The organism is Saccharomonospora sp. NPDC046836, from assembly GCF_040645195.1.
GTDB lineage: Bacteria > Actinomycetota > Actinomycetes > Mycobacteriales > Pseudonocardiaceae > Prauserella_A.
This window is the reverse complement of sequence record NZ_JBEYXW010000023.1, coordinates 15,442-39,172: the sequence shown is the minus strand read 5'-3', so window position 1 is coordinate 39,172 and position 23,731 is coordinate 15,442. Positions and strand designations below refer to the sequence as shown.

Annotated in this window: 23 protein-coding genes and 1 pseudogene; 6 read left to right on the top strand and 18 right to left on the bottom strand. The window is 68.7% G+C overall.

The annotated features are described in order from the left end of the window. Together ABZ863_RS23970 and ABZ863_RS23965 are read left to right on the top strand one after the other, a co-directional pair. Entirely contained in the window at window positions 1-1,545 is a 1,545-nt protein-coding gene (locus ABZ863_RS23970; RefSeq protein WP_358539501.1) for a histidine kinase, read from the top strand. Further along, window positions 1,542-2,252: a response regulator transcription factor gene (locus ABZ863_RS23965; protein ID WP_358539499.1), complete on the top strand. Its 711-nt coding sequence runs from the start codon at window positions 1,542-1,544 to the stop codon at window positions 2,250-2,252. Before ABZ863_RS23970 ends, ABZ863_RS23965 begins: the two co-directional genes overlap by 4 nt. Here ABZ863_RS23965 and ABZ863_RS23960 read toward each other — a convergent pair. The 8 genes from ABZ863_RS23960 to ABZ863_RS23925 form a co-directional block, all read right to left on the bottom strand. Next, entirely contained in the window at window positions 2,203-3,867 is a 1,665-nt protein-coding gene (locus ABZ863_RS23960) for an AMP-binding protein (protein WP_358539496.1), read from the bottom strand. The genes ABZ863_RS23965 and ABZ863_RS23960 overlap by 50 nt on opposite strands. Window positions 3,868-3,890: 23 nt before the next feature. Continuing rightward, entirely contained in the window at window positions 3,891-4,166 is a 276-nt protein-coding gene (locus tag ABZ863_RS23955) for a muconolactone Delta-isomerase family protein (RefSeq protein WP_358539493.1), read from the bottom strand. 14 nt (window positions 4,167-4,180) lie between these two features. Further along, a complete protein-coding gene (locus ABZ863_RS23950) occupies window positions 4,181-4,888 on the bottom strand; it encodes an alpha/beta hydrolase family protein (RefSeq protein WP_358539490.1) in 708 nt (235 codons plus the stop codon). Further along, window positions 4,885-5,736, bottom strand: coding sequence for a class III extradiol dioxygenase subunit beta (locus ABZ863_RS23945; protein ID WP_358539487.1), 852 nt, complete (start codon window positions 5,734-5,736; stop codon window positions 4,885-4,887). Before ABZ863_RS23945 ends, ABZ863_RS23950 begins: the two co-directional genes overlap by 4 nt. Further along, the gene (locus ABZ863_RS23940) at window positions 5,729-6,073 is read right to left on the bottom strand and encodes a protocatechuate 3,4-dioxygenase (protein WP_358539485.1); all 345 of its coding nucleotides are present in this window, start codon (window positions 6,071-6,073) and stop codon (window positions 5,729-5,731) included. Before ABZ863_RS23940 ends, ABZ863_RS23945 begins: the two co-directional genes overlap by 8 nt. A gap of 20 nt (window positions 6,074-6,093) precedes the next feature. After that, a complete protein-coding gene (gene purU, locus ABZ863_RS23935) occupies window positions 6,094-6,966 on the bottom strand; it encodes a formyltetrahydrofolate deformylase (RefSeq protein WP_358539482.1) in 873 nt (290 codons plus the stop codon). Further along, window positions 6,963-7,763, bottom strand: coding sequence for a methylenetetrahydrofolate reductase (locus ABZ863_RS23930; RefSeq protein WP_358539619.1), 801 nt, complete (start codon window positions 7,761-7,763; stop codon window positions 6,963-6,965). Before ABZ863_RS23930 ends, purU begins: the two co-directional genes overlap by 4 nt. Before the next feature lie 174 nt (window positions 7,764-7,937). Next, window positions 7,938-9,245 (bottom strand): cyanophycin synthetase, encoded by a 1,308-nt coding sequence (locus ABZ863_RS23925; RefSeq protein ID WP_358539479.1) that lies wholly within the window; start codon window positions 9,243-9,245, stop codon window positions 7,938-7,940. Window positions 9,246-9,435: 190 nt separating this feature from the next. Between ABZ863_RS23925 and ABZ863_RS23920 the strand changes: the two genes are divergently transcribed. From ABZ863_RS23920 to ABZ863_RS23910, 3 genes are all read left to right on the top strand, one after another. Further along, window positions 9,436-10,158, top strand: coding sequence for a PIG-L deacetylase family protein (locus tag ABZ863_RS23920; protein WP_358539616.1), 723 nt, complete (start codon window positions 9,436-9,438; stop codon window positions 10,156-10,158). After that, a complete protein-coding gene (locus ABZ863_RS23915; RefSeq protein ID WP_358539477.1) occupies window positions 10,155-10,850 on the top strand; it encodes a 4-carboxy-4-hydroxy-2-oxoadipate aldolase/oxaloacetate decarboxylase in 696 nt (231 codons plus the stop codon). Before ABZ863_RS23920 ends, ABZ863_RS23915 begins: the two co-directional genes overlap by 4 nt. A gap of 120 nt (window positions 10,851-10,970) precedes the next feature. Continuing rightward, entirely contained in the window at window positions 10,971-12,374 is a 1,404-nt protein-coding gene (locus ABZ863_RS23910) for an aminomethyl transferase family protein (RefSeq protein WP_358539474.1), read from the top strand. Between the two features lie 436 nt (window positions 12,375-12,810). Here the strand turns inward: ABZ863_RS23910 and ABZ863_RS23905 are convergent. The 10 genes and pseudogenes from ABZ863_RS23905 to ABZ863_RS23860 all read right to left on the bottom strand — a co-directional run bounded on the left by ABZ863_RS23905 (window position 12,811) and on the right by ABZ863_RS23860 (window position 22,642). Continuing rightward, window positions 12,811-13,983: pseudogene (locus ABZ863_RS23905) on the bottom strand (DUF222 domain-containing protein). Window positions 13,984-14,121: 138 nt separating this feature from the next. Continuing rightward, complete coding sequence (locus ABZ863_RS23900; RefSeq protein WP_358539471.1) at window positions 14,122-15,063, bottom strand: SDR family oxidoreductase; 942 nt, start codon at window positions 15,061-15,063, stop codon at window positions 14,122-14,124. 25 nt (window positions 15,064-15,088) lie between these two features. After that, on the bottom strand, window positions 15,089-15,319 hold the full coding sequence (locus tag ABZ863_RS23895) for a hypothetical protein (protein ID WP_358539469.1): 231 nt from the start codon (window positions 15,317-15,319) through the stop codon (window positions 15,089-15,091). Beyond that, window positions 15,316-16,389: a hypothetical protein gene (locus tag ABZ863_RS23890; RefSeq protein WP_358539466.1), complete on the bottom strand. Its 1,074-nt coding sequence runs from the start codon at window positions 16,387-16,389 to the stop codon at window positions 15,316-15,318. Before ABZ863_RS23890 ends, ABZ863_RS23895 begins: the two co-directional genes overlap by 4 nt. After that, on the bottom strand, window positions 16,386-16,940 hold the full coding sequence (locus ABZ863_RS23885) for a UGSC family (seleno)protein (RefSeq protein ID WP_358539463.1): 555 nt from the start codon (window positions 16,938-16,940) through the stop codon (window positions 16,386-16,388). The genes ABZ863_RS23890 and ABZ863_RS23885 overlap by 4 nt, the downstream gene beginning before the upstream one ends. Before the next feature lie 68 nt (window positions 16,941-17,008). Next, window positions 17,009-18,028, bottom strand: a complete 1,020-nt coding sequence (locus tag ABZ863_RS23880) for an ABC transporter ATP-binding protein (protein WP_358539460.1) — start codon at window positions 18,026-18,028, stop codon at window positions 17,009-17,011. After that, window positions 18,025-19,068 carry an ABC transporter ATP-binding protein gene (locus ABZ863_RS23875; protein WP_358539457.1) on the bottom strand — a complete coding sequence of 348 codons (1,044 nt, stop codon included), beginning with the start codon at window positions 19,066-19,068 and terminating at the stop codon, window positions 18,025-18,027. Before ABZ863_RS23875 ends, ABZ863_RS23880 begins: the two co-directional genes overlap by 4 nt. A 100-nt stretch (window positions 19,069-19,168) precedes the next feature. After that, window positions 19,169-20,041, bottom strand: a complete 873-nt coding sequence (locus ABZ863_RS23870; RefSeq protein ID WP_358539455.1) for an ABC transporter permease — start codon at window positions 20,039-20,041, stop codon at window positions 19,169-19,171. Beyond that, entirely contained in the window at window positions 20,028-21,044 is a 1,017-nt protein-coding gene (locus ABZ863_RS23865; RefSeq protein ID WP_358539452.1) for an ABC transporter permease, read from the bottom strand. The genes ABZ863_RS23870 and ABZ863_RS23865 overlap by 14 nt, the downstream gene beginning before the upstream one ends. Further along, a complete protein-coding gene (locus ABZ863_RS23860) occupies window positions 21,041-22,642 on the bottom strand; it encodes an ABC transporter substrate-binding protein (protein ID WP_358539450.1) in 1,602 nt (533 codons plus the stop codon). Before ABZ863_RS23860 ends, ABZ863_RS23865 begins: the two co-directional genes overlap by 4 nt. Before the next feature lie 342 nt (window positions 22,643-22,984). Here ABZ863_RS23860 and ABZ863_RS23855 point away from each other — a divergent pair, with 342 nt between their 5' ends. Then, window positions 22,985-23,719, top strand: coding sequence for an IclR family transcriptional regulator (locus tag ABZ863_RS23855; protein WP_358539613.1), 735 nt, complete (start codon window positions 22,985-22,987; stop codon window positions 23,717-23,719). Window positions 23,720-23,731 lie beyond the last annotated feature (12 nt).

Sequence of the window (23,731 nt, the reverse complement as noted above, 5' to 3'; positions counted from 1 at the left end):
ATGCACAACCACAGCGGACTCACGATCGACGACAGCGCACTCCAGGTCCTGCTGGAGGTATCCGCGGACGGCCTGGCGGTCCTCGACCCGGACGGGCGGTTCGTGGCCGCGAACGAGGCGGCCGCGCACGTCCTCGGCCTCGGCGCGGTCGAGCTGACCGGGCACACCGCACCGTTCGACACCAGCGCCACGACCGGCCAGGAGGACCGGCTCCGCGCGAGGTGGCTGACTCCGGACGGACGGCGGCGCGACCTCGAATACCGCGTCGCCCCCGTGGCCGGGGGTGGCTTCGCCATCTGGTTCCGGGACGTCACCGACACATTGCGGCAGCAGGAGCGGCTGACCGCGATCGCGCGGACGGCGTCCAGCGTCGCCGCGGTGTGCTCGCTGCGCGCCACCCTCGACGCCGTCGCCAGCGAGGTCGCCATGACCGCGACCATCGCCGCCGTGCAGATCCTGGCTCTGGACAACCCCGACGACGAGGTCAGGGTGCTCGGTATGGCCGGCTTCCCGGACGCCGACGCCGCGGACTTCACCGCACTGCTGAGCGCCTGCCGCCGACGCGGCGCCCGAGTCCGCTGCCTCGAAGCGTTCAACACCGGGAAACAGGTGGTGGTGCGGCACCGCAGGCCTGCCATCCTGGCGGATCCGACCTGGGCGCCGCTGCACGACTTCATGAACTACCCGGACTGGGACAGTTTCGTGTCCATGCCGCTGGTGGCACGCGGCCGCACACTCGGGGTGATCAACGCCTACTACCTGCCGGGCGAGGATCCGGGGCCGGGGTCGCTGGCCTTCCTCGAAGCCATGGCGGATCAGGCGGCGGTCGCGATCGACACGGTCTCGCTCGTGACGCAGACCCGCTCGCAGGCACAGCTCGACGCCCGCCGCCGGCTGGCGCGGGACCTGCACGACTCCGTGGCGCAGCAGCTGTTCTCGATGCGCATGCAGGCGAAAGCCCTGCGCGCCCAGCTCGATCTCGCGGACGCGGACCCGGCTGGAATGCGCCGTGGTGTGGAGGAGCTGACCGAGCTGTCGCAGAGCGCGCTGGCGGACCTGCGTGCCCTCATCTTCGAGCTCCGCCCGCTGGACCTGACCGAGCACGGGCTGATCGATGCCGTCCGCGCGCACGCTGCGAGCGTGGCGGCGCGGACCGGCCTTGCCATCAGCGTGCACGATCCCGGCCGGCTCGCCTGCGCTGCCGGGATCGACGTCCAGGAGGACCTCTACCGCATCATCCAGGAGGCACTGCACAACGTGGTCAAACATGCGAGCGCGACGACAGTGGACATCCGTTTCGGACAGTCCGAAGGCGACACCGGAATCGCTGTCGACATCACCGACAACGGAGCGGGCGCCGGCCGCGGCTCCGGCACGCCGCTGCCCGACGGAGTAAGCAACGGAATGCTGGGGCTGGTGTCCATGCGGGAACGGATCCAGCAATGGGGCGGTAGTCTTCTCGCCGGCCCCAACCCGGAAGGCGGCTGGACGGTGGGCGCCACGCTGCCACCGCAGGGCACGCACGGGGAGGGACGGAACCGATGAGCGGCGACACACCCGCGGAGCGGACCATCCGGGTCATGGTCGTCGACGACCACGCGGTGGTGCGCCGGGGCCTGCTGGCCTACATCGACACGGTGCCTGCCCTGACGGTGATCGGCGAGGCAGCCGACGGCGAGCAGGCGGTCGCGAAGCTGCGGCAGTGGCACACCCTCGGTGAACCGCTGCCCGACGTGGTTTTGATGGACCTGCAGATGCCACGGCTGGGCGGGGTCGAGGCGACCGCCGAGATCACCAAAGCCCATCCGGCCGTGAAAGTCGTTGTGCTGTCGAGCTTCGGTGAGGTCGAGCGTGTCCATGCCGCCCTCACGGCCGGAGCGGCAGGCTACCTGCTCAAGGACGCCGAACCCGAGGAGGTCGCACTCGCCATCCGCGCCGCGGCCGATGGCGAGATGCACCTCGACCCCGCGGTGACCCGCCAGCTCACCCGCCGCATGACCACACCGCACGTCGGGCTGACGGCGCTGACCGCGCGGGAACGCGAGATCCTCGCGCTGGTCGCGCAGGGCCACTCGAACCGGGAGATCGCCGACCAGCTCGTGATCAGCGAGCGCACGGCACGCACGCATGTCAGCAACATGCTGACCAAGCTTCAGCTCTCCTCGCGGACCCAGGCCGCGCTGCTGGCCATCCGCGAGGGCGTCATCGCCGGTCCGCCCGATCCTTCCGCGGCAGGCCATCGGGAGACGTGACGAGGCTTTCCACCATGCGCCTCGCCCAGGAGATCTCCAGCTTCCCGGTGGGTGTCCTGCGCAGCTCGGGAAGCAGCACGATGTCACGCGGCACCTTGTAACCAGCCAGCCTGCGCCGCACGGCATCCTGAAGTTCCTCAGCCGTCAGCGCGCTGTTCGTGGTGGCGACCACGGCCGCGACCCGCTCGCCCCACGTCTCGTCCGGCATGCCGATGACCACGGCGTCGGCAACATCGGGATGTGCCAGCAGGACGTCTTCGACCTCCTGCGGATGCACCTTCTCGCCGCCGGTGTTGACCACACCCGATCCACGGCCGAGGAACCGGATCGCGCCGTCGGCCTCGACCTGCGCGAGGTCACCGGGAATCGTGTAGCGGACCCCGTCGACGGTCCGGAACGTGGCGGTGGTCTTGGCCGCATCCTTGTAGTAGCCCAGCGGGATCGGTCCGCTGTAGGCGAGGACGCCCGCCTGCCCGCTGCCCGGCACGACCGGTGCACCGTCGTCGGCGAGGACCTTCGTGGCGGGAACCGGGAAGAACCGGGCGGGCAGGTCGTTCACCGACGAGGTGATCGCGAAGGCGAAGGGACCGCCCTCACTGGAGGCGATGGCGTCGACGACGGTCACGGCAGCCCGCTCGTGCAGGCCGCGTTTGAGCCGGTCGCTGAGCGCGGTTCCGGAGCTGAGCACCGAGGTGAGCGAGCTCAGGTCATGTGGTTTGCCCGCGTCCTCGGCCGCTGTCAGCTCGTCGACGAGTGGACCGCAGACCGCGTTGCCGGCCACGATGATCAGCTGGACGCGCTGGCTTGCAACGGTCTCCCAGATGTGCCGCGCGTCGAGCCGGCCGGGGCGCGCGGTGACGACCCGGCCGCCGACCAGCAGGGCGCCCATCGAGTTGAACAGTCCGGTGCCGTGCATGAGCGGGATGACCGGCATCGTGGCGGGTGCGCGGCCTTCGGTTCGCGCCGTGGCCGCGATCCGGACGGCGTCGTCGAGCATAGTCGGAAGCTTGGTTTCGCCCAACGGCCGGAAAATCGGCACCACCAGTGAGTGCAGCAGGTCGGCCTGCCGCCAGATCACGCCCTTGGGTTTGCCGGTGGTGCCGCCCGTGTACATGAAGAGCTGATCCGAACCCGGGCGTGGCTCGGCGGGCCTCGGCGGGGTCGCCGCGAGCAGGTCCTCCAGTTCGGGTGCCTCCGGGCCGGGATCGTCGCCGACGGTGGCACCCACCCGGACCAGCAGGCGCAGCGTGGGAACGTGCTGCGCGGCGTGGGTGACGTTCGCGGCGAGCTCCCCGCTGAAGACCAGCGCCGCGGCGTCGGCATCGGCGAGCAGCGAGGACAGTTCGCCTGCGGTGTAACGATAGTTCGCGTTGACCGGCACCGCGCCGATCTTGAGTGCGGCGAAGACGGTTTCCAGGTAGGCGGCCCCGTTGTACAGGTAACAGGCCACTTTGTCACCCGGTCCGACTCCGGCGCCGACCAGCGCGGCGGCCAGCCGCGCGGCGCGATTCTCGAACTCGGCGTAGGTGTAGTCCCGCCCTGGCTCGGATATCGCGACGGCATCCGGCAGCCTGCGAGCGACGGCTTCCCAGATGGTGCCGAAGGAGACGTCCATCGGATCAGCCCTTTCCGGCTCGGTCAGCGCTCCTGGGGGTGAGTTGCGAGGGCTTCGACGGTGACGTCCATCCACTTCCACATGGGCAGGGAGGTGAGTGCGTCGTGCAGCGCGGCTGGGTCGTCCGCCTCGTACAGGCCGACGGTCGCGTTGCGACCGGGGACCCGCCACAGTCGTTTGAGGACACCCGCGTCGCGTAGTTGCTGGGCACGCTCGCGTTCGGCCTTGCGCAACTGCTCGCGAGTCTCGTCAGGGGTGTCGGGTGGCAGCAGGTTCTCAGTGCGGACCAGGAATTCCATGTGTCTCTCCGGAGTCAGGATGTGCTGATCGAGAGCAGCACGTCGGCGAGTTCCTTGGGTGCGGTGACCATGGCCTCGTGGCCGGTCGCGACGTGGTGCACCGGCCAGCCGCGTTCAGCGGCCTTGCCGGCCTGGGTTCGGAACACCCGCATCCAGTCGGTGCATTCGACGAAGGCAGCCGGGACCGCGTCGTGGTTTCCGCTCAGTCGCAACGGCTCGGTGTAGGTGAGCCACGGATGCGGCGTCAGGCGTGCGCCGAGCCAGTCGAGGTCGGCCTGCTCCGACACGCCGAGCACCGTCAGCGAGCGCACCGGGATGAGCCAGCCGAATCCGGGCCCCGCAACGGATTCCCGGTAGTGGTGGGCCACCTGCTCGGGAAGCAGGTCGATCGCGGCGTCGCCGTCGTCACCGACGAACGCGTCGAGATACACCCGCGTGGCGAGCCGCTCGGGAACCCGGTCGGCGACGGCGGTGACGACCTGCCCTGCGTAGCTGTGCCCGACCAGCACCACATCGTCGAGGTCGTGCGCCTCGATGAGCGCGACAACGTCCTGTGCGTGCGTGCTCAGCCCGACCGACGGGCTGAGCAGGTGTGCGCGGTCGCTGACCCCGGTCAGGGTCGGCGCGTGCACCTCATGTCCCGCCGCACGCAGCAGCGGGGCGACCCGCTGCCACACCCAGCCGCCGTGCCAAGCGCCGTGGATCAGGACGAAGTTGGTCATCGCTCCCCCAGGTCCTCGAACAGCGCGAGCGCCGCGGCCGTGTTGGACGCGGGAACGTGGTAGGTGTCGTGAACCCTGGCGATCTTGTCACTCATCGCGCCCCGCATCACGAGCCACATGATCAGCTCGATGCCCTCTGTCCCGGCCTCGCGGATGTAGTCCTCACGCGACAGTGCCGCGAGCGACTCCGGGTCGTGCTCGATGGCCTCCAGGAACATCCGGTCGAAGCGCTCGTTGATCAGGCCGGCGCGCGCACCCGCCAGCTGGTGCGACATGCCACCGGTCCCGAACACGGCGACGTTCAGATCCTGTGGGAACGACCGGATCGCCTGGCCGAGCGCCTTGCCGAGCCGGTAGCACCGGGCGGCCGTCGGCTGTGGGTACTGGATCACGTTGACGAGCACCGGGACGACGGCGCACGGCCAGGCGTCGCCTGGCTCGCGGCAGTACACCGAGAGCGGCACGGTGAGGCCGTGATCCACGTCGAGCCGGTGACACGTCGTGATGTCGAACTCCGCGTCGATGAGCTCCCGCACCAGATGTTCGCTCAGCTCCGGCGCGCCGACGACCGGCGGGACCGGCCTGCGGCCCCAGCCCTCATCGGCGACGTCGTAGGTCGCCGCGGTGCCGACCGCGAAGGACGGCACCATGTCCAGGTCGATGGCGTTGGCGTGGTCGTTGTAGACGATCACCGCCACATCCGGCTTGTGCTGGGCCATCCACTCCCGGGCGGGGCCGTAACCGTCGAACAACGGTTTCCAGTACTCGTCCCCGGTCTTGTGGTTGTCCATCGCCGCACCGATGGACGGCACGTGCGAGGTCGCGAGTCCCCAGGTGACCCTAGCCAAAGTTCCGTCCTCCTGAACGCATGGCCTCGGTGAACTCCTCGACCGACATCCCGGTGAAGACGCCACCGAGATACTGCATCGACTTCTTGTCCAGCATGGCCAGCTTGTAGGTGTAGAAAATGGACCCGCCCAGCTCGAGCATTCCGGTCCAGTCGCGCCCCAGTATTGCTCGTTTCTGTTCCGGCGACAGCCCGTAGGCATCGCAGTAGGCAGCCTCGTCCTCAGTGAACCGGCGCCGGTTCTCCGGGTCCCGAAGCGAACCGCACAGCCGGTTGAGCGCGTAACCCCGCCGGCTCGCGGTCAGGTCGAGCAGGTAGTCGTCACGAGCCTTGGTCATTCGTTACCCCTTAGCGATACCTAGAACACGACCGTCGTGTTGCCGTCCCGGATGACCCGGTCCTCGCAGTGCCAGGCCACCGCACGCGACAGCACGAGCCGTTCGACATCCGCACCCTTGCGCTGCAGCTCGCGCACCGACTCGCCATGCGACACGCGGATCACATCCTGCTCGATGATCGGGCCCTCGTCGAGTTCCTCGGTGACGTAATGCGCTGTCGCGCCGACCAGTTTCACCCCGCGTTCCTTCGCCCGCTGGTACGGACCCGCGCCCATGAAGGCGGGCAGGAACGAGTGGTGGATGTTGATGACCGGGACGCCGACCTCGTCGAGGAAGTCTCCGGAGAGGATCTGCATGTAGCGGGCGAGAACGACGAGGTCCACATTGCCCTTGACCAGATTCAGCTGCTCCTTCTCCGCGGCGGCCTTGTTACCCTTCTCCACGGGCACATGGAAGAACGGGATGCCGAACTGCCGCACCTCCCCGGCGAGCTCGGGATGGTTCGACACCACCATCCGCACCGTCATCGGCAGCTCACCGCGCCGCTGCCGCCACAACAGGTCGAGCAGGCAATGATCCATCTTGGACACGAAGAGGGCGGCCCGCTTGTGCCGGCTGGCCTCGACGAGCCGGAAGTCCAGCCCCAGCTCCTCACCGAGCTCGACCTCCAGCGCGTCCTGCAGCGCAGGAAGCCTGGCGGCCAGGCCCGGCAGGTGGAACACGGTGCGCTGGAAGAACCTCCCACCGGAGGGGTCACTCGAGGACTGGTCGAGCGAGACGATGTTGGCACCGTACCGGGTGAGCACACCCGACACGCTCGCCACGATGCCAGGACGGTCCGCGCCCTGCACGATGAGGCGCCCAGTGTCGACGTTGTGGATGGACTCGTTCACGGTCGTTCTTCCTTGTCCGGCACCGAAGCCAGCAGTTGCTGCCGCCAGAGCTCGGTCTTGCGCAGCTCGTTGAAGGTGAAGATGTGCAAACCGGCGATGTTGCCGCCGGACTTCGGCGCGGTCGCGCCGAGCCGCCTGGCGAGCGTCGTGGGGTTGTAGCCGCCCGGCAGCAGGAACCGCCACAGCAGACTCTGCTGCTTGCGCAGGAACCGCGCCGACTGACCCAGCCCGATTCCCGCCGAGATCCGGACGAGCTTCTGCCTGCTCACGGGTCCCGGAATCCCGACCCGGATCGGAAGGTCGATGCCGCCGGCGGCGATGCTCGCGGCCCAGGCGGCCGTTGTCCTTGCGTCGAAGCAGATCTGGGTGAGGATACGGGTGGCCAGCGGAGCCTTCTGCTTCAACGCCAGCTCGATCGCCTCCTGCGGAATGACGGCGTGACCTTCCGGGTAGCCACCGATGCCGATCTCCTCGAAGGGGTGCTGGTGCGCCTCCATCGACTGCAGCAGTGAGTACGCGTCCGGGAACGGGCCCGCCGGTTTCGGGGCGTCGCCGCCGATGACGAAGACCGACCGCACTCCGGCCTGCCGCAGGCGGTCCACCACCTCGCCGACGTGGCCGTCGTCGACGAACTGCCGCGCCGGCAGGTGCGGTGCGACGCTGTATCCGTGCCGCAGCAGGCGTTCGGTGAGGTCGAGGGTCGCGTCGATCCCTTTGGCCTCGGTGACGGTGACGGTGAGCGGGACGCTGGTCGGCACGTTGTCGAGCACGGCCTGCTCCGTCTTGGCGAATGGCATCACCTCGTAGCTGATGTTGCGCACCAGGTCGGCCAGACTCGAACGCGAACCGATCACGGGTTCACCTCATTCCTTCGTGCTTCGAAACGGCGCCTGCGATCAGTAGAACCGAACGGAGATCGTGTGTCCTCCGGCAACGAGACCGGGTTGACCGCGACAAATGACGGAGACAGCTCACGCGTTCACCGGCGCTGCGATCATTCCCGCGTCCGCGACCGCGTGGAAGGACCCGGTGACGATCACGGGCACGTCCGGTTCGGACAGTTCGACCGCCCAGCCGAGCGCTTCGGCGAGCCGGGGTTCGGTGGCCACCCGCACACCGGCACGCCGTGCCGCCGCGGCAATCTCCTCTGCGGGCAGCGGCTTGTGGTTGGTGCCGACGGTGCCGAACTCCGTCGCGACGACCATCGCGGCGGCCGGTGCCACCATGTCCATGATCGCGGGAAGGTCCTTGCCGGACTTGATGGTCAGCACCCACACGGGAGCGCGCCGCGGCCACTCCTGTTGCACCGCCTCGGCCAGCGCGGCGAGCTTCATCGGATTGTGGGCACCGTCGAGGACGAGGGGGTGGCCGCGCCAGCGCCGCCGCTCGAACCGGCCGGGCAGCCGCGCTTCACGCAGACCGCCGGCCGCGCGGTCCGGGTCGAGCCGCCAGCCGTCTCTGTCGGCGAGGTGCTGGGCGGCTCGGATGGCGAGCCCGGCGTTGATCCGCTGGTGCCTGCCGGGCAGCCCGAGACCGAGGTCCGGCAGCGTCGCGGCGAGGTCGTCGGGGTGGGGCGCATCGAGGCGGCAACCGCGGTGCAGCGCCTCGGCTGCGACGATCTCGTCGATCGCGGGCCCGCAGCGCAGGGCGATCGCGGAGCCGTCCTGGGGCAGGATGCCGGCTTTCTGCCGGGCGATCTCGGGTAATGTCGCGCCGAGCAGCTCGGTGTGGTCCAGCCCGATGGCGGTGAGCACGGCCAGCTTGTCCTGACGTGTGACGGTGTTCGTCGCGTCGTGCCACCCGCCGAGACCGGTCTCGATCACCGCGTAGTCGACGCCGCGGTCGCGGAAGAGCTGGAACGCTGCGGCGGTGGCCGCCTCGAACATGGTGACCGCGCCGAGCGGGCCGCGGCTGAGCTCGATCTCCTTGTGCCGTACGGCGTTCAGCGCTGCGGCGACGTCGCGCACCGGTGCGTGCGCGCCGTCGAGCTGGAACCGCTCCAGCAGCGAATGCACGTGCGGCGACAGGTAGGTGCCCACCCTGAACCCGTGCGCCCGCAGCACCGCGGTGACGAACGTCGACACCGAACCCTTGCCGGCGGTGCCGGCGATGTGCACCGTCCGGATGCCGTTCTGGGGGTTGCCCAGCAGGCTCAGCAGGATTGCGGCGCGTCGTCTGCCCACGCCGCCGCTGACGACGGTGGCACTCGACGACGGCAGCTCCGCCAGGAGGTACCGCTCCACCTCGTCGAGAGTCGCGATGGGCTCGAATCGCGTCATGGCCGGTGACGCTATGGCGCCCCGCGGCAGCCTGACACTGTCCGATGACGGATTTCGCCGGGACACCACTGGCACGCCTGCTACGTCGAATGACGTAGTGCGGAACCGCCTGCAGGCCGTCACGATCGACGGCCTCGCGCTCCTACTGTCCTGTGGTAGCTGCTGCAGGACTGCGAAGGAGATGCCGGGAATGGGTTCGTTGCTGGTGGTCAGCGCGCATGCGGGTGACTTCGTGTGGCGTGCGGCGGGGGCGATCGCGCTGGCGACGGCGCGCGGGGACCGGGCGAAGGTGCTCTGCCTGAGTTTCGGTGAGCGGGGCGAGTCCGCGAAGGCCTGGCGCGAGGGCAAGCCGCTGGAGGAGATCAAGGCGATGCGCCGCGCGGAGGCCTCCGCGGCTGCCGAGGTGCTCGGCGCGGATATCGAGTTTATCGACGCCGGGGACTATCCGTTGCTGGAGTCGCCCGAGTTGGTGGACCGGATGGTGCGGGTGTACCGGGAGGTGAACCCGTCGGTGGTGCTGACCCACCCGCTGGCCGACCCCTACAACGGCGATCACCCCGCGGCGGCGCGGATGGCGTTGCAGGCGCGAGTGCTGGCGCAGGCCATCGGCTACGACGCGCCCGGCGAACCCCTTGGCGCGCCGCCGGTGTTCTTCTTCGAACCCCACCAGCCCGAGCAGTCCGATTTCAAACCGAACGTGCTGCTGGACATCACGTCGGTGTTCGACACCAAGCGCAAGGCCATGGAATGCCTGCCCGCGCAACAGCACATGTGGGACTACTACACCGATCTGGCCAAGCGGCGCGGGGTGCAGCTCAAGCGCAATGCGGGCCCCAACCTCGGTCTGCCGCACAACACCATGGGCGAGGCCTACGTGCGGCTCTACCCCCAGGTCACCGGAGAGCTCGCATGAGGACGGTCATCGTCACCAATCCCCCACGGGCGGATCTCGCCCAGGTGGGCACACTCGCCGACTACGGCGTCGCGACCGTCCACGAAGCACTGGGCCGTTCCGGGCTGCTCGGCCCGCACTTGCGCCCCATCCAGGACGGTGCACGCATTGGTGGTACCGCCGTGACAGTCCTGTGCTGGCCCGGGGACAACTTGATGATCCACGCTGCCATCGAACAATGCCAGCCCGGGGATGTCCTTGTCGTCACCACCACCTCACCGTGCAGTGACGGCCTTTTCGGCGAACTGTTCGCCACCGCCCTGCAACATCGCGGCGTCCGCGGGCTCGTGACCGGCACCGGCGTCCGCGACGTCACCGACCTGCGGGCCATGAACTTCCCGGTGTGGTCGGCCGCGGTCAGCGCGCAGGGCACCGTCAAAGCCACCGCCGGCTCCGTCAACGTCCCGATTGTCCTTGGCGGACAGACCATTCACCCCGGTGACGCGATCCTCGCCGACGACGACGGCGTCATGGTCGTGCCCCGCAGCCACATCGACCGAGCGCTGCGGAGTTCGCAGGCCAGGATCGAGAAGGAGCAAGCCTCTCGCGAGGCTTTCCGCAATGGTCAACTCGGCCTCGACCGGTACAACCTGCGCAGCAGACTCACCGAGCTCGGCGTCGAGTACGTCACGGCGGAGGACTATAGGTCCTGATCGGACGGTACGTCATATGACGCAGTCACTCCCAACCATTTCGCTCTGTAGTCCACAAGGGAGCCTCCGTAGCGTGAGGCCCAAGAGTACGCCGATGGCGCCGAACGAGAACGGAAGATCATGAGCGCGAAGAATCTGCAGGAAGTCCTCGACCGTGCGGGGAACACGGTCGAGTTGCTCCGCAACTCCCAGCTCGGGGCCTACATCTACCCCGTGGTTCCGTCGGAGTTCACCAACTGGCGCCGTGAGGTCACCGCCTGGCGCGAGAGCGCGGTCCTGTTCGACCAGACCCACCACATGGTCAACCTGTTCATCTCCGGCCCCGACTCCCTGCGCCTGCTCTCCGACACCGGCATCAACAGCCTTGCGAAGTTCCCCGTCAACTCCGCCAAGCAGTTCGTGCCGGTCTCCCCCGAAGGCGGCGTCATCGGCGACGGCATCCTCTTCCGGGAAGGCGACGAAGAGTTCACGTTCGTCGGCCGTGCCCCCGTCGCCAACTGGCTCACCTACCACGCCGAGCAGGGCTACAATGTCGACCTGCGTCTCGACCAGCGCTCGCCGTCGCGGCCGTATGGCAAGCTCGTGACCCGCGACCTCTGGCGCTTCCAAATCCAGGGTCCCCGCGCCTGGGAGGTCATCGAGAAGGTCAACGGTGGCCCCGTCGAGCAGGTCAAGTTCTTCCGGATGGGCTACCTCAACGTCGCCGGCCACCAGGTCCGTACCCTCCGTCACGGGATGGCCGGCGCCCCGGGCCTCGAACTCTGGGGCCCGTACGACACCTACGACCAGATCCGCGACACCATCCTCGAAGCGGGACAGGAGTTCGGCCTCGAACCCGCCGGGGCCCGCGCCTACTCCTGCAACACCCTCGAATCGGGCTGGATCCCCTCCCCGCTGCCCGCCATCTACACCAGCGAGGAACTCCGCGCCTACCGTGAATGGCTCGGCGCCACCAGCTACGAAGCCACCAACGCCCTCGCGGGCAGCTTCGTCTCCGACAGGATCGAGGACTACTACCTCAACCCCTGGGAACTCGGCTACGGCTCGTTCGTCAAGTTCGACCACGACTTCATCGGCCGCGACGCACTCGCCGCCATCACGCCGGAAACCCAGCGGCACAAGGTGACTCTCGCCTGGAACGCCGAGGACGTCGCCACGCTCCTGGCCTCCCCCGTCAATCCGGATGGCCCCGGCTACCAGTTCTTCGATCTGCCCAACGCCAACTACGGATCGTCCAACTTCGACTCTGTGCTCGACGCGGACGGCAACCAGATCGGCCTGTCCCTCTTCACCGGCTACAGCGCCAACGAACGCACCGCGCTCTCCCTGGCCACCGTCAACCCCGACGTCCCGCTCGGCGCCGAAGTACAGGTCGTCTGGGGCGAACCCAACGGCGGCAGCCGCAAGACGACCGTCCAACCGCACGAACAGTTCGCGGCACGCGCCATCGTCAGCCCCACCCCCTACTCGGCGATGGCCCGCGAAACCTACCAGCCCGGATGGCGCACCGCCGTCTCCGGCTGACCGGCCCGGGTCGTGGGTGACCACCCGATGGCCACTCACGACCCGTCACCAGTCTGGGCTCGGGGCGTGCGTCGGCGAGTCCGGTGACACGGTCAGCGCCCGACACTCGCCGGCGCCCCTGACCGCGAGTCCCCCGCCCAGGCACGCGAGTCCCCCGCTCCGGCCCACGAGTTCCCCGCACCGGCGCGCGAGTCCCCCGCTTGCGGCCGCGAGTTCCCCACCCAGGTCGGCGAGTTCCACGTACCGGCGCGCGAGTTGCCCGCACCAGCTGGCGAGTCCCCCGACCCGATCCGCGAGTTCCCCGTACCGGCCGGCGAGTCCCCCGCACCAGCCGGCGAATTGCCCGCTCCCGTTCGCGAGTTGCCCGCAGGATCGGGCCGACTGCCCACTATCGCTGTCATTTTCCTCTGGCTTCAACGAATTTCCGCGCTGGACACTAAAACGGCGGGTCGTGGAGGTGTTCCGGGCGGCTCGTGTAGGTGGCGCCGGAAGGCGTGGTGACGGTGACCGTATCTCCGTACAGGTGGTGAACCCAGCCGGGCCGGTCTTTCAATCGATGGTGTCGCCGACAGTAGTTGACCAAATTGGACAGACTAGTTGATCCGTGGTACTGCCGGGGCATGTGGTGGTCGTTGTCGCCGAAATGGGCGGGCCGGTGGCACGATAGGAAGCGGCATTCGCGATCCCGGACCCTCACGAAGTCATCGGTCACTGCCGGTCGCCGATAGCGGCGGCGTCCCACGTCGATCGGCGCTCCGGTAAGGGGATCGGTGACGATCCGCCGCCAGGTCGAGGTAGGTTCTTCGGCAATCTCTCGTGCCACCGCAGCCGGAATCGGCCCATATCCCGCCAACTGGGCTGGATCGTCGTTGAGCCCGGCCAGGGTGGTGAGGTCGACGTAGACGTGCACATCGGCCTTCGCCCCGGAACCATCGGTGTTCGAGCCGAGCAACAGCTCAGCGAACACGTCGGCGCGAAGTTGGTCGAGGATGCGGGATTCGTTGCCGCCACGCGCGGTACGGGCCATCCGATCAATCCGCGCATAAGCGGATGAGGCAACCTCGGCGGGCAGATCGGCGAGCAAGGTGGACATTCCGTCCTCACCAGGCAGCAATTGCACCGAACGCTCCCCCCGACGGTGGTCTGCCCGCCGGGCAGCCCCCTAAGGGTCAGTTTTCATCGCCCAATAGGCAGCGACCCGGCGCACCTGATGAGGATTCTTACCGACAAGCCGAGGCGCGACAGCCGAATCGACCTCCCGAGCCTGCGAGTCCCTCAACCAAGCCGTAGCCGCAGCAACCTTCGAAGCCCGATAAGAATCCACAACACCGGACCCCATAGCAGCCAAAGTCTCCGGCAACCGATGAACCAAGGTGGCAGACAGATCCACGACGCGCCGAGCATGCTGCTCACTCACCGAAAGCACCAACGCCAACTCAGCAGCCACATCCGGCGCATGTCCGCGAGAGTTATCGAGCGCCTCAACAGCTCGATGCAACAAGGCATCAGCCCGCTTCTTGATCCGATTCAAGCCCTCGATCTGGGCCAAAGTTCTTGGTCTAGCAAGGAATCCCCCACACGACCCATTATACCGAACCGCGTAGTGCACTACAAGCAAGAGGCCCACGAACCCCGGACCGTGGGAACTGTCGCTAGTAGACAGTGACAAAACCCAACCACAGGAGCGACAGTTTCACACGGCGTGCCGAAGGCGTGCCTGAAACCCAACCACCCCAACAACAACCGCTCACATAGACAACTCCCGATCCAACTCACCAGTAACGTCAAGGGGAACGAGCGGCGCCGGCCCAGCGAGGTCGGCAACTGCAGCAGGGGCGTAGGCGAAGTTCTTCGCGCGCGCACCGCCATCGACCACGAAGTCGCACCCGGTGATCAGCCGGGAGTAATCGGAGCACAGCCACGCCACACAGTGCCCGATGTCGGTCGGGGTACCCGTGGTTCCCATCGGCACCAACGGCATGCGTTCCCCGGTCCAGCGCGCGGGGCGGCGCCACGACTCGGTCCCGGTGGCACCGCCGATACCGTGCCGGAACGCCTGTGGCCGTTCCAGCACCCCGCCCGCGCCGCGCTCGGCGATCAGTTCCGGATTGTCCGGGGTGGGGGCCGTGGGCGTAAAGCTGTTGACCCGGATTCCATAGGGCGCCAGATCCATCGCGGCCGCCCGTACGAAGTTGTTGACGCCGCCCTTGTGGAACGCGTAGGCGATCACGCCGGCCGAGCCGGACCAGCCGTTGGACGACGAGATCGCGACGATCGAACCGCGGATGCCGTGCTCGGCCATATAGCGGCCGATGTGCTTGGTGTTGAGGAAGTTGCCGAGTGCGGCGACCTCCACCGCGCGACGGAAGAAGTCCGCACTCTCGTCGAGCACGCCCTTGCCGCCCAGCAGCGCCGCGTTGTTGACCAGGATGTCGACACGGCCGAACCGCTCCACGACCTCCTGCAGGTAACCCTTCACCTGCTCCTCGTCGGTGACGTCGCCGGGTATGGCGATGGCGGTGCCGCCGTTGCGTTCGATCCGCTTCACCGCGGTCTTCGCCGCGTCCGCGTCGATGTCGTTGCACGCCACCGTCGCGCCGTACTTCGCGAGCGCGAGCGCGATTCCGCTGCCGATGTTGGGGCCCGCTCCGGTCACGATCGCGACCTTGCCGGCAAGTGATACGTCCACTGTGTACTCCCATACAGAGGGCGGGCTACGGGACCTCGCCGGGGTAGGTCAGGGTGATGTCGTCCTCGGGCACGCCCAGTGCGTCGTGGAGGATCGCCCGCAGCAACGGTTTGGGCACGAGGCAGTCCTCGCACGCGTCCGGGCCGGCGGTGATGCGTACCTGGAATCCCCCGCTCGACTCGCTGACGGCCAGCTCGTAATCGTCGGCAGCCAGCGTCGCGCGCAGCTTCGCCAGCGCGGTGTCGTCGACGGTCACCGGGCGCTCCCCGCACCGGCGGGCGCGTGCGCCGCGGCGCGCTCGACGAGCTGCGGCTCACGGGACCAGCCGCCGAAGCCGAACGGCCGCACGACCATCGACATCGCCGCGTTGCGGGCACCCGCCACCACGATCGGGATCTGCCCCGGATCGGGCACCATGTGCATCCCGCGTTCGTCCACATTCGACGGAGAGCCCTCGATGCCCTTGCCTGCCCGGTTCAGCTCGGCGTGGCTTCGCACGGCGTGCTCGCTGAGCCACCGCTGCACCTCCGCCTTGGTGAACCCGGCATCGGCGAGCTGCTGCGCGTGCTCGACACCGAGGATCAGCCCCGCCGACGAGTGCGGCACAATCGCGGCGCCGGTCCGCGCCACCGTGTCACAGATGTCCCAGAGCACCTCCTCGGCGTTCTGGGTGTGCCGGTTGTCGACGAACTCACTGGTACGCAAGAGCAGAGCGGACACCGCGTCGGCACCGGCCGGCAGCCCGAGCTCAACGGACAGCGGCTCCCAGGGACTTTCCTCCTCGTTCTCGCCGAGGCACAGCGTCCAGCGCCCCGGAATACCCTGCGTGGTCTGGTCCAGTTCGTGTGGCCGGATGCCGAACACGTTGCGCACCACGAGACCGACCGACCGCGCGATGGTCGCGTTCGCCCGGAACCCGGGCCCGAGCACCCCACCGGCGGAGTTGATGCCGAGCTCGGCGCGGATGGGCCCGTTGACCACGATCAGCGGCGCGGGACCGCTCGTGCTCTGCCAACCGCCGCCGGTCACGGTCCGCTCACGCATCAGCGCGTCCCACGCGGCGAGCACGACGGGGAAGAACTCCGGGCGGCAGCCGGCCAGCGCGGCGTTGACCGCGGCCTGCTCGACCGTGCACTCCCGGCCGAGGTGCGGGACCGCGGCGATGACCTCGTCGCGGGCGCGCGCCGTGGTGGCCAGGAACTCCTCCACCATCCCGGCAGTGACCGGCACGACCGGTAGACCATCGGTCCAGCCCTTGTCGTAGGCGTGCTCGATTGCCTGCCGGGCGTAGTCGAGGCGCTCGGCGTCCGATTCGGTGCCGCTCATGCGGCCGCCGTCGTGTTCGCCTGCGCGGTCAGCAGCCCGACGATGGTGGGCAGCGCCGTCGTGGCCCGCTCCCGGACCTCGCCGCTGTTCAGCGGTGCGACCGGATGCGCGGTCGTCACGTAGGTGTAGCCGGACTCGCCCATGACGTTGGCCATCGCGTCGGCGCTGACAGCGAACGCGTCACTGCAGATGACGGCCGCCGGGATACCGGCCGCCTCGAACGCGAGCCCGTCGGCGACGGCGGACGCGCTGCAGGAGCCGCAGTCACCGACACCGATGACCACGACGTCACAGGCGTCGGCCAGTTCGGCCAGCATCGACGCGGGTACCGGATCGGTGATGCTCAGTTTCTTGCGGCGCACCACACCGGCCGTGCCGTGCTCGGCGGCCAGCAGGTCACCGACCGCGCCGAGGAACTCCTCGGCGTTCTGCTTGACGTTGGCCAGCAGGCCGACGGTCAGGCCGTTCAGTGTGCCGTGTCGCGGTGCGCGTGCACCGGAGGTGGTCCCGCCGGACGGTCGGGTTGTCGGATCGATCATCGCCTCGAACATGGGGGCTCCCTGGAGTCGGATTCGACGTTGGCCCAGTAACGACAGTAGGTCCGGTCCGCGGTGGACCGCTACGACGCTTTCGCGTCACGGAAAGGCGACCCTTGTTGATCCAGCGGGAAATGGCAGGCCACCTGCTGGCCGGGTGCCAGCTCGCGCAGCGCAGGCTCCTCGTCGGCGCAACGCTGCTGCGCCAGCGGGCACCGGGTGCGGAAACGGCAACCGCTCGGCGGGTGCAGCGGCGAGGGTGGCTCTCCCGGCAACGGCGCGGGCCGCCTGGCACGTCCGGTGACCGGGTCGAGGCCGGGGATGGAGTCCAGCAACGCCGCCGTGTACGGGTGCAGCGGGCGCTGGTACAGGCCTTGCGCGGGCCCGATCTCGACGAGCTGCCCGAGGTGCATGACGGCGACCCGGTCGCTCACCTGCCGGACCAGGGCGAGATCGTGCGAGATGAACAGGTAGGACACGCCGAGCTCCCGGCGTAGCTGCTCGAACAGGTTGAGTACCTGCGCCTGAATGAGCACGTCGAGCGAGGACACCGCCTCATCGCAGATGATCAGCGCAGGGTTCAGTGCCAGAGCCCGGGCGATCGCGACCCGCTGGCACTGCCCGCCGGACAGCTCGCGCGGGCGGCGCCTGCCGTGCGTGTCCGGATCGAGCCCGACGAGCTCCAGCAGTTCCCTGACCCTCGCCTGTCTGCGGGCCACGCCGCGCACGCCGAAGCCGGCCAGCGGTTCCTCGACGAGATCGGTGACCCGCCAGCGCGGGTTCAGCGAACCGAACGGGTCCTGGAACACCATCTGCAGGTTCTTCCTTGCAGCAACGAGTGCACGCCGGCGTAGCCTGGTGAGCTCGGCGCCCTCGAAGACGACCTCGCCCGACTGCGGGCGCGGCGACTGCAGGATCGCTCTGGCCAGAGTGGACTTGCCGGAGCCGGTTTCCCCAACGACGCCGAGGGTTTCGCCTGCCCGGATGTCGAATGACACATTGGACACCGCGTGCACGACACCGGACTTGAGCCCGCCCGTGCCGCGGGCGGTGAAGCGCTGCTCGACGTTGCGCACGCTGAGCAGCTGGTCGACGGCGGTCATCGGCTCGCTCCGTCCTGGCTGGTTTCCTCGGCCGGGTGCCAGCACGCCCACCAGTGCCCCGGCTCGTGCTCGGCGAACGGCGGCGCCGTCGCGCAGTCGTCGCTCGCCGCGTCACAGCGAGGGCGAAACGGGCAGCCAGCCGGCAGAGCACTGAGATCCGGCGGCTGTCCCGGAATCACCGGCAACAGCGTGTGCGGTTCCCGCTCCAACTGCGGCAGCGCCCCGAGCAGCGCCCGCGTGTAAGGCATGCGGACGCGGGTGAACAACGTGCTCGCCTGCGCGTACTCCACCGCCCTTCCCGCGTACATGACGATCACGTCCTGGGCATAGCTCGCGGCGAGGCCGAGGTCGTGGGTGATCATGATGACGGCCATCCCGAGCCGCTGCTGCAACTCCAGCAACAGCTCCATGATCTGGGCCTGCGTAGTGACGTCCAGTGCCGTGGTTGCCTCGTCCGCGACGAGCAGACGCGGCGAGGCCGCCAGCGCGATCGCGATCATCACCCGCTGCCGCATCCCGCCGGAAAGCTGGTGCGGGTACTCGAAGAACCGCCGCTGCGGCGCCGCCAGCCGGACCAGCCGCAACAGCTCGACGGCCCGGTCCCTGGCCGCGTTGCGGTCGAGGTCACTGTGCGCGCGTACCGCCTCGGTGATCTGCGTGCCGATTCGCATCGTCGGGTTGAGCGAGCGGGCGGGGTCCTGGAACACCATCGCGATGTCGGCGCCGCGGCGCCTGCGCATCTCCCGCTCCGGCAAGCCGACCAGCTCGGTGCCGTCGAAGCGCACCGAGCCCGACACCTGCGCGGTGTGCGGGAGCAGCCCGAGCAACGCGCGTGCGCTCACGCTCTTGCCCGAGCCCGACTCGCCGACGATCGCGAGCATGCGGCCGGCCTGCAGCCGGTACGACAACCCGTTGACCGCGTGCACCCGCTGCCGGGCACTGGCAAAATACACCCGCAGGTCGGTCACCTCGAGCAGTGACCGGGTAGCCGATTCGGGATCGGTGACGAGCACATCGTTACCAGCTCGATCGATACTCATGGGCGTTCCCACTCCCCTCGTTCCTCGGTCCGCGGCAACGCCCATGAGGCACGAGTACGCTGTGTCAATCTGAGCGATTCCTCCCTCCGGTCGTCATCGCTCATTGGCGGCTCCATCGTGCGCGGAGGCTTTCCCCGAGGAGGTTGAACGCGAGCACGGTCACGAACAGCGCCACGGACGGCCACACGACCAGCATCGGCGTCGCGGACAGGCTCTGCTGCCCCTGGGCGATCATGTTGCCCCAGCTCGGCGCCGGCGGCGGGATGCCGAGCCCGAGGAAGCTGAGCGCTCCCTCGATGACGATGACGATGCCCATGCCGAGCATGGCGAAGGTGATCAGCTGCGGCGCGATGTTCGGTGCGACGTGGCGCAACAGCACCCGCCGCACCGGCGTGCCGCACAGCCCCGCCGCCGCCATGAACGGCAGTTCCCGCAGCCGCAGCGTGGCCGCCCTCGACACCCGGGCGAACGCCGGGACACTGAAGAACGCCAGCGCCAGGATGGTGTTGGTCTGGCTGGGGCCGAGGCTCTGCGCCACGGCGAGCGTGAGCACGAGCGACGGGAACGCGATGAGAACGTCGAGCAGGCGCATGATCACGGTGTCGGTGATCCCGCCCGCGAACCCCGACAGTGCGCCGAGCGTCCCGCCCACCAGCAGGCCCAGCAGGTTCACCGCGAGCGCCACGGTCAGCGACGACTGGCCACCATGCAGGATCCGCGCCAGGATGTCGTTGCCGTTCGGGTCGGTCCCGAGCAGGTGCCCCGGCGAGAACGAAGGCAGATAGGACTCCAGCACGTTCCCGCCGATCGGGTCGGGGATCGGCAGGACCAGCGGCCCCAGAAAGCACGCCACGGCAAGGATTCCCAGCACGGTGGCCGGCACGACGATCTCCAAGCCCCGGGCCCAGCCCCGGCGCCGGGGCGCCATCGGCTGGTCGGCGAGCGCCGGTGCGCCTGCGTCAACGACTGCCATAGCGAATCCTCGGGTCGAGTACGGCGTAGAGCAGGTCAGCGAGCAGGTTGGCCCCCACCGCGACGACGGCGAACACGACCACGCAGGCCTGCACGACGACGAAGTCGCGGGAGTTGATCGCCTGCAGCATCAGCTGACCGAGCCCCGGCAGGGCGAAGATCTGCTCGGTGATCACGGTGGCGCCGATCAGCGTGCCGAGGTTCAGCCCGACCACGGTGATCAGCCCGAAGGTCGAGTTGCGGAACGCGTGCCGCAGCAGCACCTGCCACGGCCCGATGCCCTTGGCTCTTGCGGTGACGATGTAGTCCTCGCCCTGCAACTGATCCACCAGGTCGCCACGCAGGAACCGGGTATAAAAGCAGAACAGCGGGAACGCGATCGCCGACGCCGGGAGCGCGAGCGAGCGCAGGTTGTCGCCGACGCTCTCGCCCAGCGGCACGAACCCGATGGCGGGGAACATCGCCAGCTGCACGGCGAACACCAGCACCAACAGCAGCGCCAGCACATAGTTCGCCACGGACAGCCCGCTGATGCTGACGATCATGCTGATCCGGTCGAACAGGCTGTTCGGCTTGTAGGCGGCCAGCAGGGCAACGGGAATCGCCAGCCCGAGCGAGATCAGGAAGGCCAGCAGCACCAGCTCACCACTGACGGCGAGGTGACTCCACAGCAGCTCGGTCACCGGCTGGTCGCTGACGAGCGACGCGCCGAGGTCGCCGGTGAGCGCTCCGCCGAGCCAGCTCAGGTAGCGGCTCACCGCGGGCTCGTCCAGGCCGAGCCGCAGCTCGAGCGCCCTGACCTGCTCGGGGGTGGCCTCGGCGCCCAGCAGTTGCTGTGCCGCGTTACCGGGGATGAGGTTGAGCACCCAGAAGCTGAGGACGCTCACCCCGAGCAGGATCGGCACCGCCGTGAGCAGCCGCTTGCCGATCAGCCGCAGGCTGGGCGAGGCGACCAGCCTGGCCGCCAGCGACGCCGGCGGCCCCTCGTCGACAACCGCGGTCACTGCTGCTCCCTCCACACCTCGTCCCAGATGACGCCGGTATTGACGACGATCGGCGGGATCTTCGTGGTCAACCCCGGCCCGTGCACGCCCTTGACGGCGAGGTTGGCCGGTGCGAAGGCGAGCCCGAACGGTGCGTAGGCGTTGGCGCCGATGAGCTCACCGGCCTGGCGGTACAACTGCTCGCGTTCACCGGCGTCGATGGTGGCCGCGGCGTCGTTGAGCAGCTGGTCGAGCTCGGGATCGTCGACGCCGCTGAACGGTGATGTCGAGGAGAACCGGAACGCGACGCCGACACCGGAAGCCGGGTCCCACGCTCCCGCAGTCTGCAGCATCGCCTGCCAGTTACCGGAGTTGAACTCCTGCACCAATGTGGACAGTTGGTAGTGCTCGATGTCGACGTTGATGCCTGCCTGTTTCCATTGCGTCTGCAGCGCGGTCATCACCTGCTCGGCCACGTAGGAGTTCAGCGTGCCCAGTGTCACGTCCAGTCCACCGAGCTCGGTCACCAGCTGCCGTGCCCGGTCCGGGTCGTACTCCGGGTAGCCCTCGATCTTCTCCTGGTGGAAGAGACCGCCGGGGCCGGTGAACATCTGGCTGACCGGGTAGCGCCCACCGAACAGACCGCGTGCGATCGCTTCGAAGTCCGTCGCGTGGTAGATCGCCTCGCGCGCCTTCTCGTCGTCGAACGGCGCGGCCTTGGTGTTGAGCTGCACGACATACGGTGAGGTCGGCGGCTGGAGGGTGACCGTGAGCCGCGGGTCGGCCTGCGCCTGCTCCAGAAGCGGTGTCGTGGTGAGGCCCTCGTACGCCTGCGCCTGACCAGCCAGCAGCGCCTGGTAGGCGGGCTGGTCACCGCCGATCGACTTGAATGTCAGCCGGTCGAGATAGGGCAGTCCTTCCTTGAAGTACTGCGGGTTGCGCTGCAGGACAAGCTCCGAGTTGAGGGTGTTCGACACGACGGTGAACGGACCCGCGCCGACCGGCTCGATCTTGAACCGCTCCTCCCCCAAGTTCTCCAGTGCGGTCGGTGAGGCGATCCAGTTGACGTTGGATGCCGGGAAGGAGTGGATGACCGCCGCATACGGCCGGGTGAAGCGGAGCACCACGACGCGGTCGCCCTCGGTGGAGATGCCGTCGTCGGCCAGGGGCCACGTCGGCTTGCAGGTACACGGCGATTCGAGCGCCCTCTGGAAGTTGAACGCGACGGCCTCGGCGTCCAACGGGGTACCGTCGCTGAACTGGATCCCCTCGCGCAAGGTGATCCGCACGGTCGTCCCGCCGTCGGTGAACTCGTAGCCTTCGGCCTGGTTCGGCGCGACCTCGGCGCCTGAGCCGTCATCGTTGGCACGGAGGAGGAACAGGCCACCGTAGATGGCGCTCATCATGGGGATGTTCGCGCCGCCGGTGGTGTTGGTGGCGGGGTCGAGGCCGGTCGGCCAGCTTCCGGTGAAGCTCGCGTTCTCCAGCACGGTGAGCTCCCCACCGCGCTGTGGTGGTCCGGCCGCTTCCGGCCCGGCGGGACTCGCACCGCCAGAGCAACCGACGGCGAACAGCACTGGTACCAGTAGAAAGGACAGCAGTCGCATCCTGCTTCTCACGTGCGTACTCCCGCTTCGGTCGTGATCGGTGCGCAGTACCTGGCGAGGCGGTGGGGCCGATCGTCGTTGATGGCGTGGCCGAGGTCACACGGACCTCCTCCGCGCTACAGCGTCGCCAGTCGGTGCCCGCGCAAGGCAGGCCGATTCCGCACGGCGGAAGACTTTCGCTCACGTGCGGGGCGGGGAACGGCGTAACAGCGCCTACGTCATTTGTCTCTGCCAGCCCAATGTCGGCCTGCTGCAGACTGGAACGACGTTGACGAAGGGGTTGACGTGAGCGAACGGGCTTGTGCGACAACGTCACCGGCACCACCGTCCACAGCGGCCGGTACGGACGACGCGCTGCGGAGGACCGCCGCGGGCAGGGTACTCGCCGTACTCGACGCGTTCGGTCCGCGGCACCGCGCGCTGTCACTCAGCGAGATCTCCCGCCGAGCCGGCCTGACCTTGCCGACCGCGCACCGGCTGGTGCGCGAGCTCGTCGGCTGGGGCGCGCTGGAACGCGGCGAGGACGGCCGCTACTCCGTCGGGCTGCGGCTGCTGGAGCTGTCCGCGCTCGCACCGCGCGGGCTCGAGCTGCGCGAGATCGCGTTCCCCTACCTCGAAGACCTGCACCAGATCACCAAGGGCAATGTCCACCTCGGCGTACGTGATGGGCTGGAGGTGGTCTACGTCGAGGCTTTGCGCGCCAGGGTGCGCAACCCTGTCACCAGCCGGGTCGGCGACCGCTGGCCCATGCACGCCACCGGCACCGGGCTCGTCCTGCTCGCCCACGCCGAGCGCGATCTGCAGGAGCAGGTGCTGTGCTCGCCGCTGGAACGCTTCACACCGCTGACCGTCGTCGATCCCGGGCAGCTACGGCGCAAGCTCGCGCAGGTCAGGCAGACGGGTGTCGCGGTGGCCCGCGGGCTGATCACCTTGCCCGACCTCGTAGTCGCCGTCCCGGTACCCGGCCCCGACGGTGAGGTCGCCGCGGCGATCAGCGTGGTTGTCGAGGCCGCGCAGGCACAGCCGCGGCAGCTGGCTGCGCTGCTCACCCAGGCGTCCCGCTCGATCGCCAGGGCGATGTCCGCCTGACCGACCCGCGAG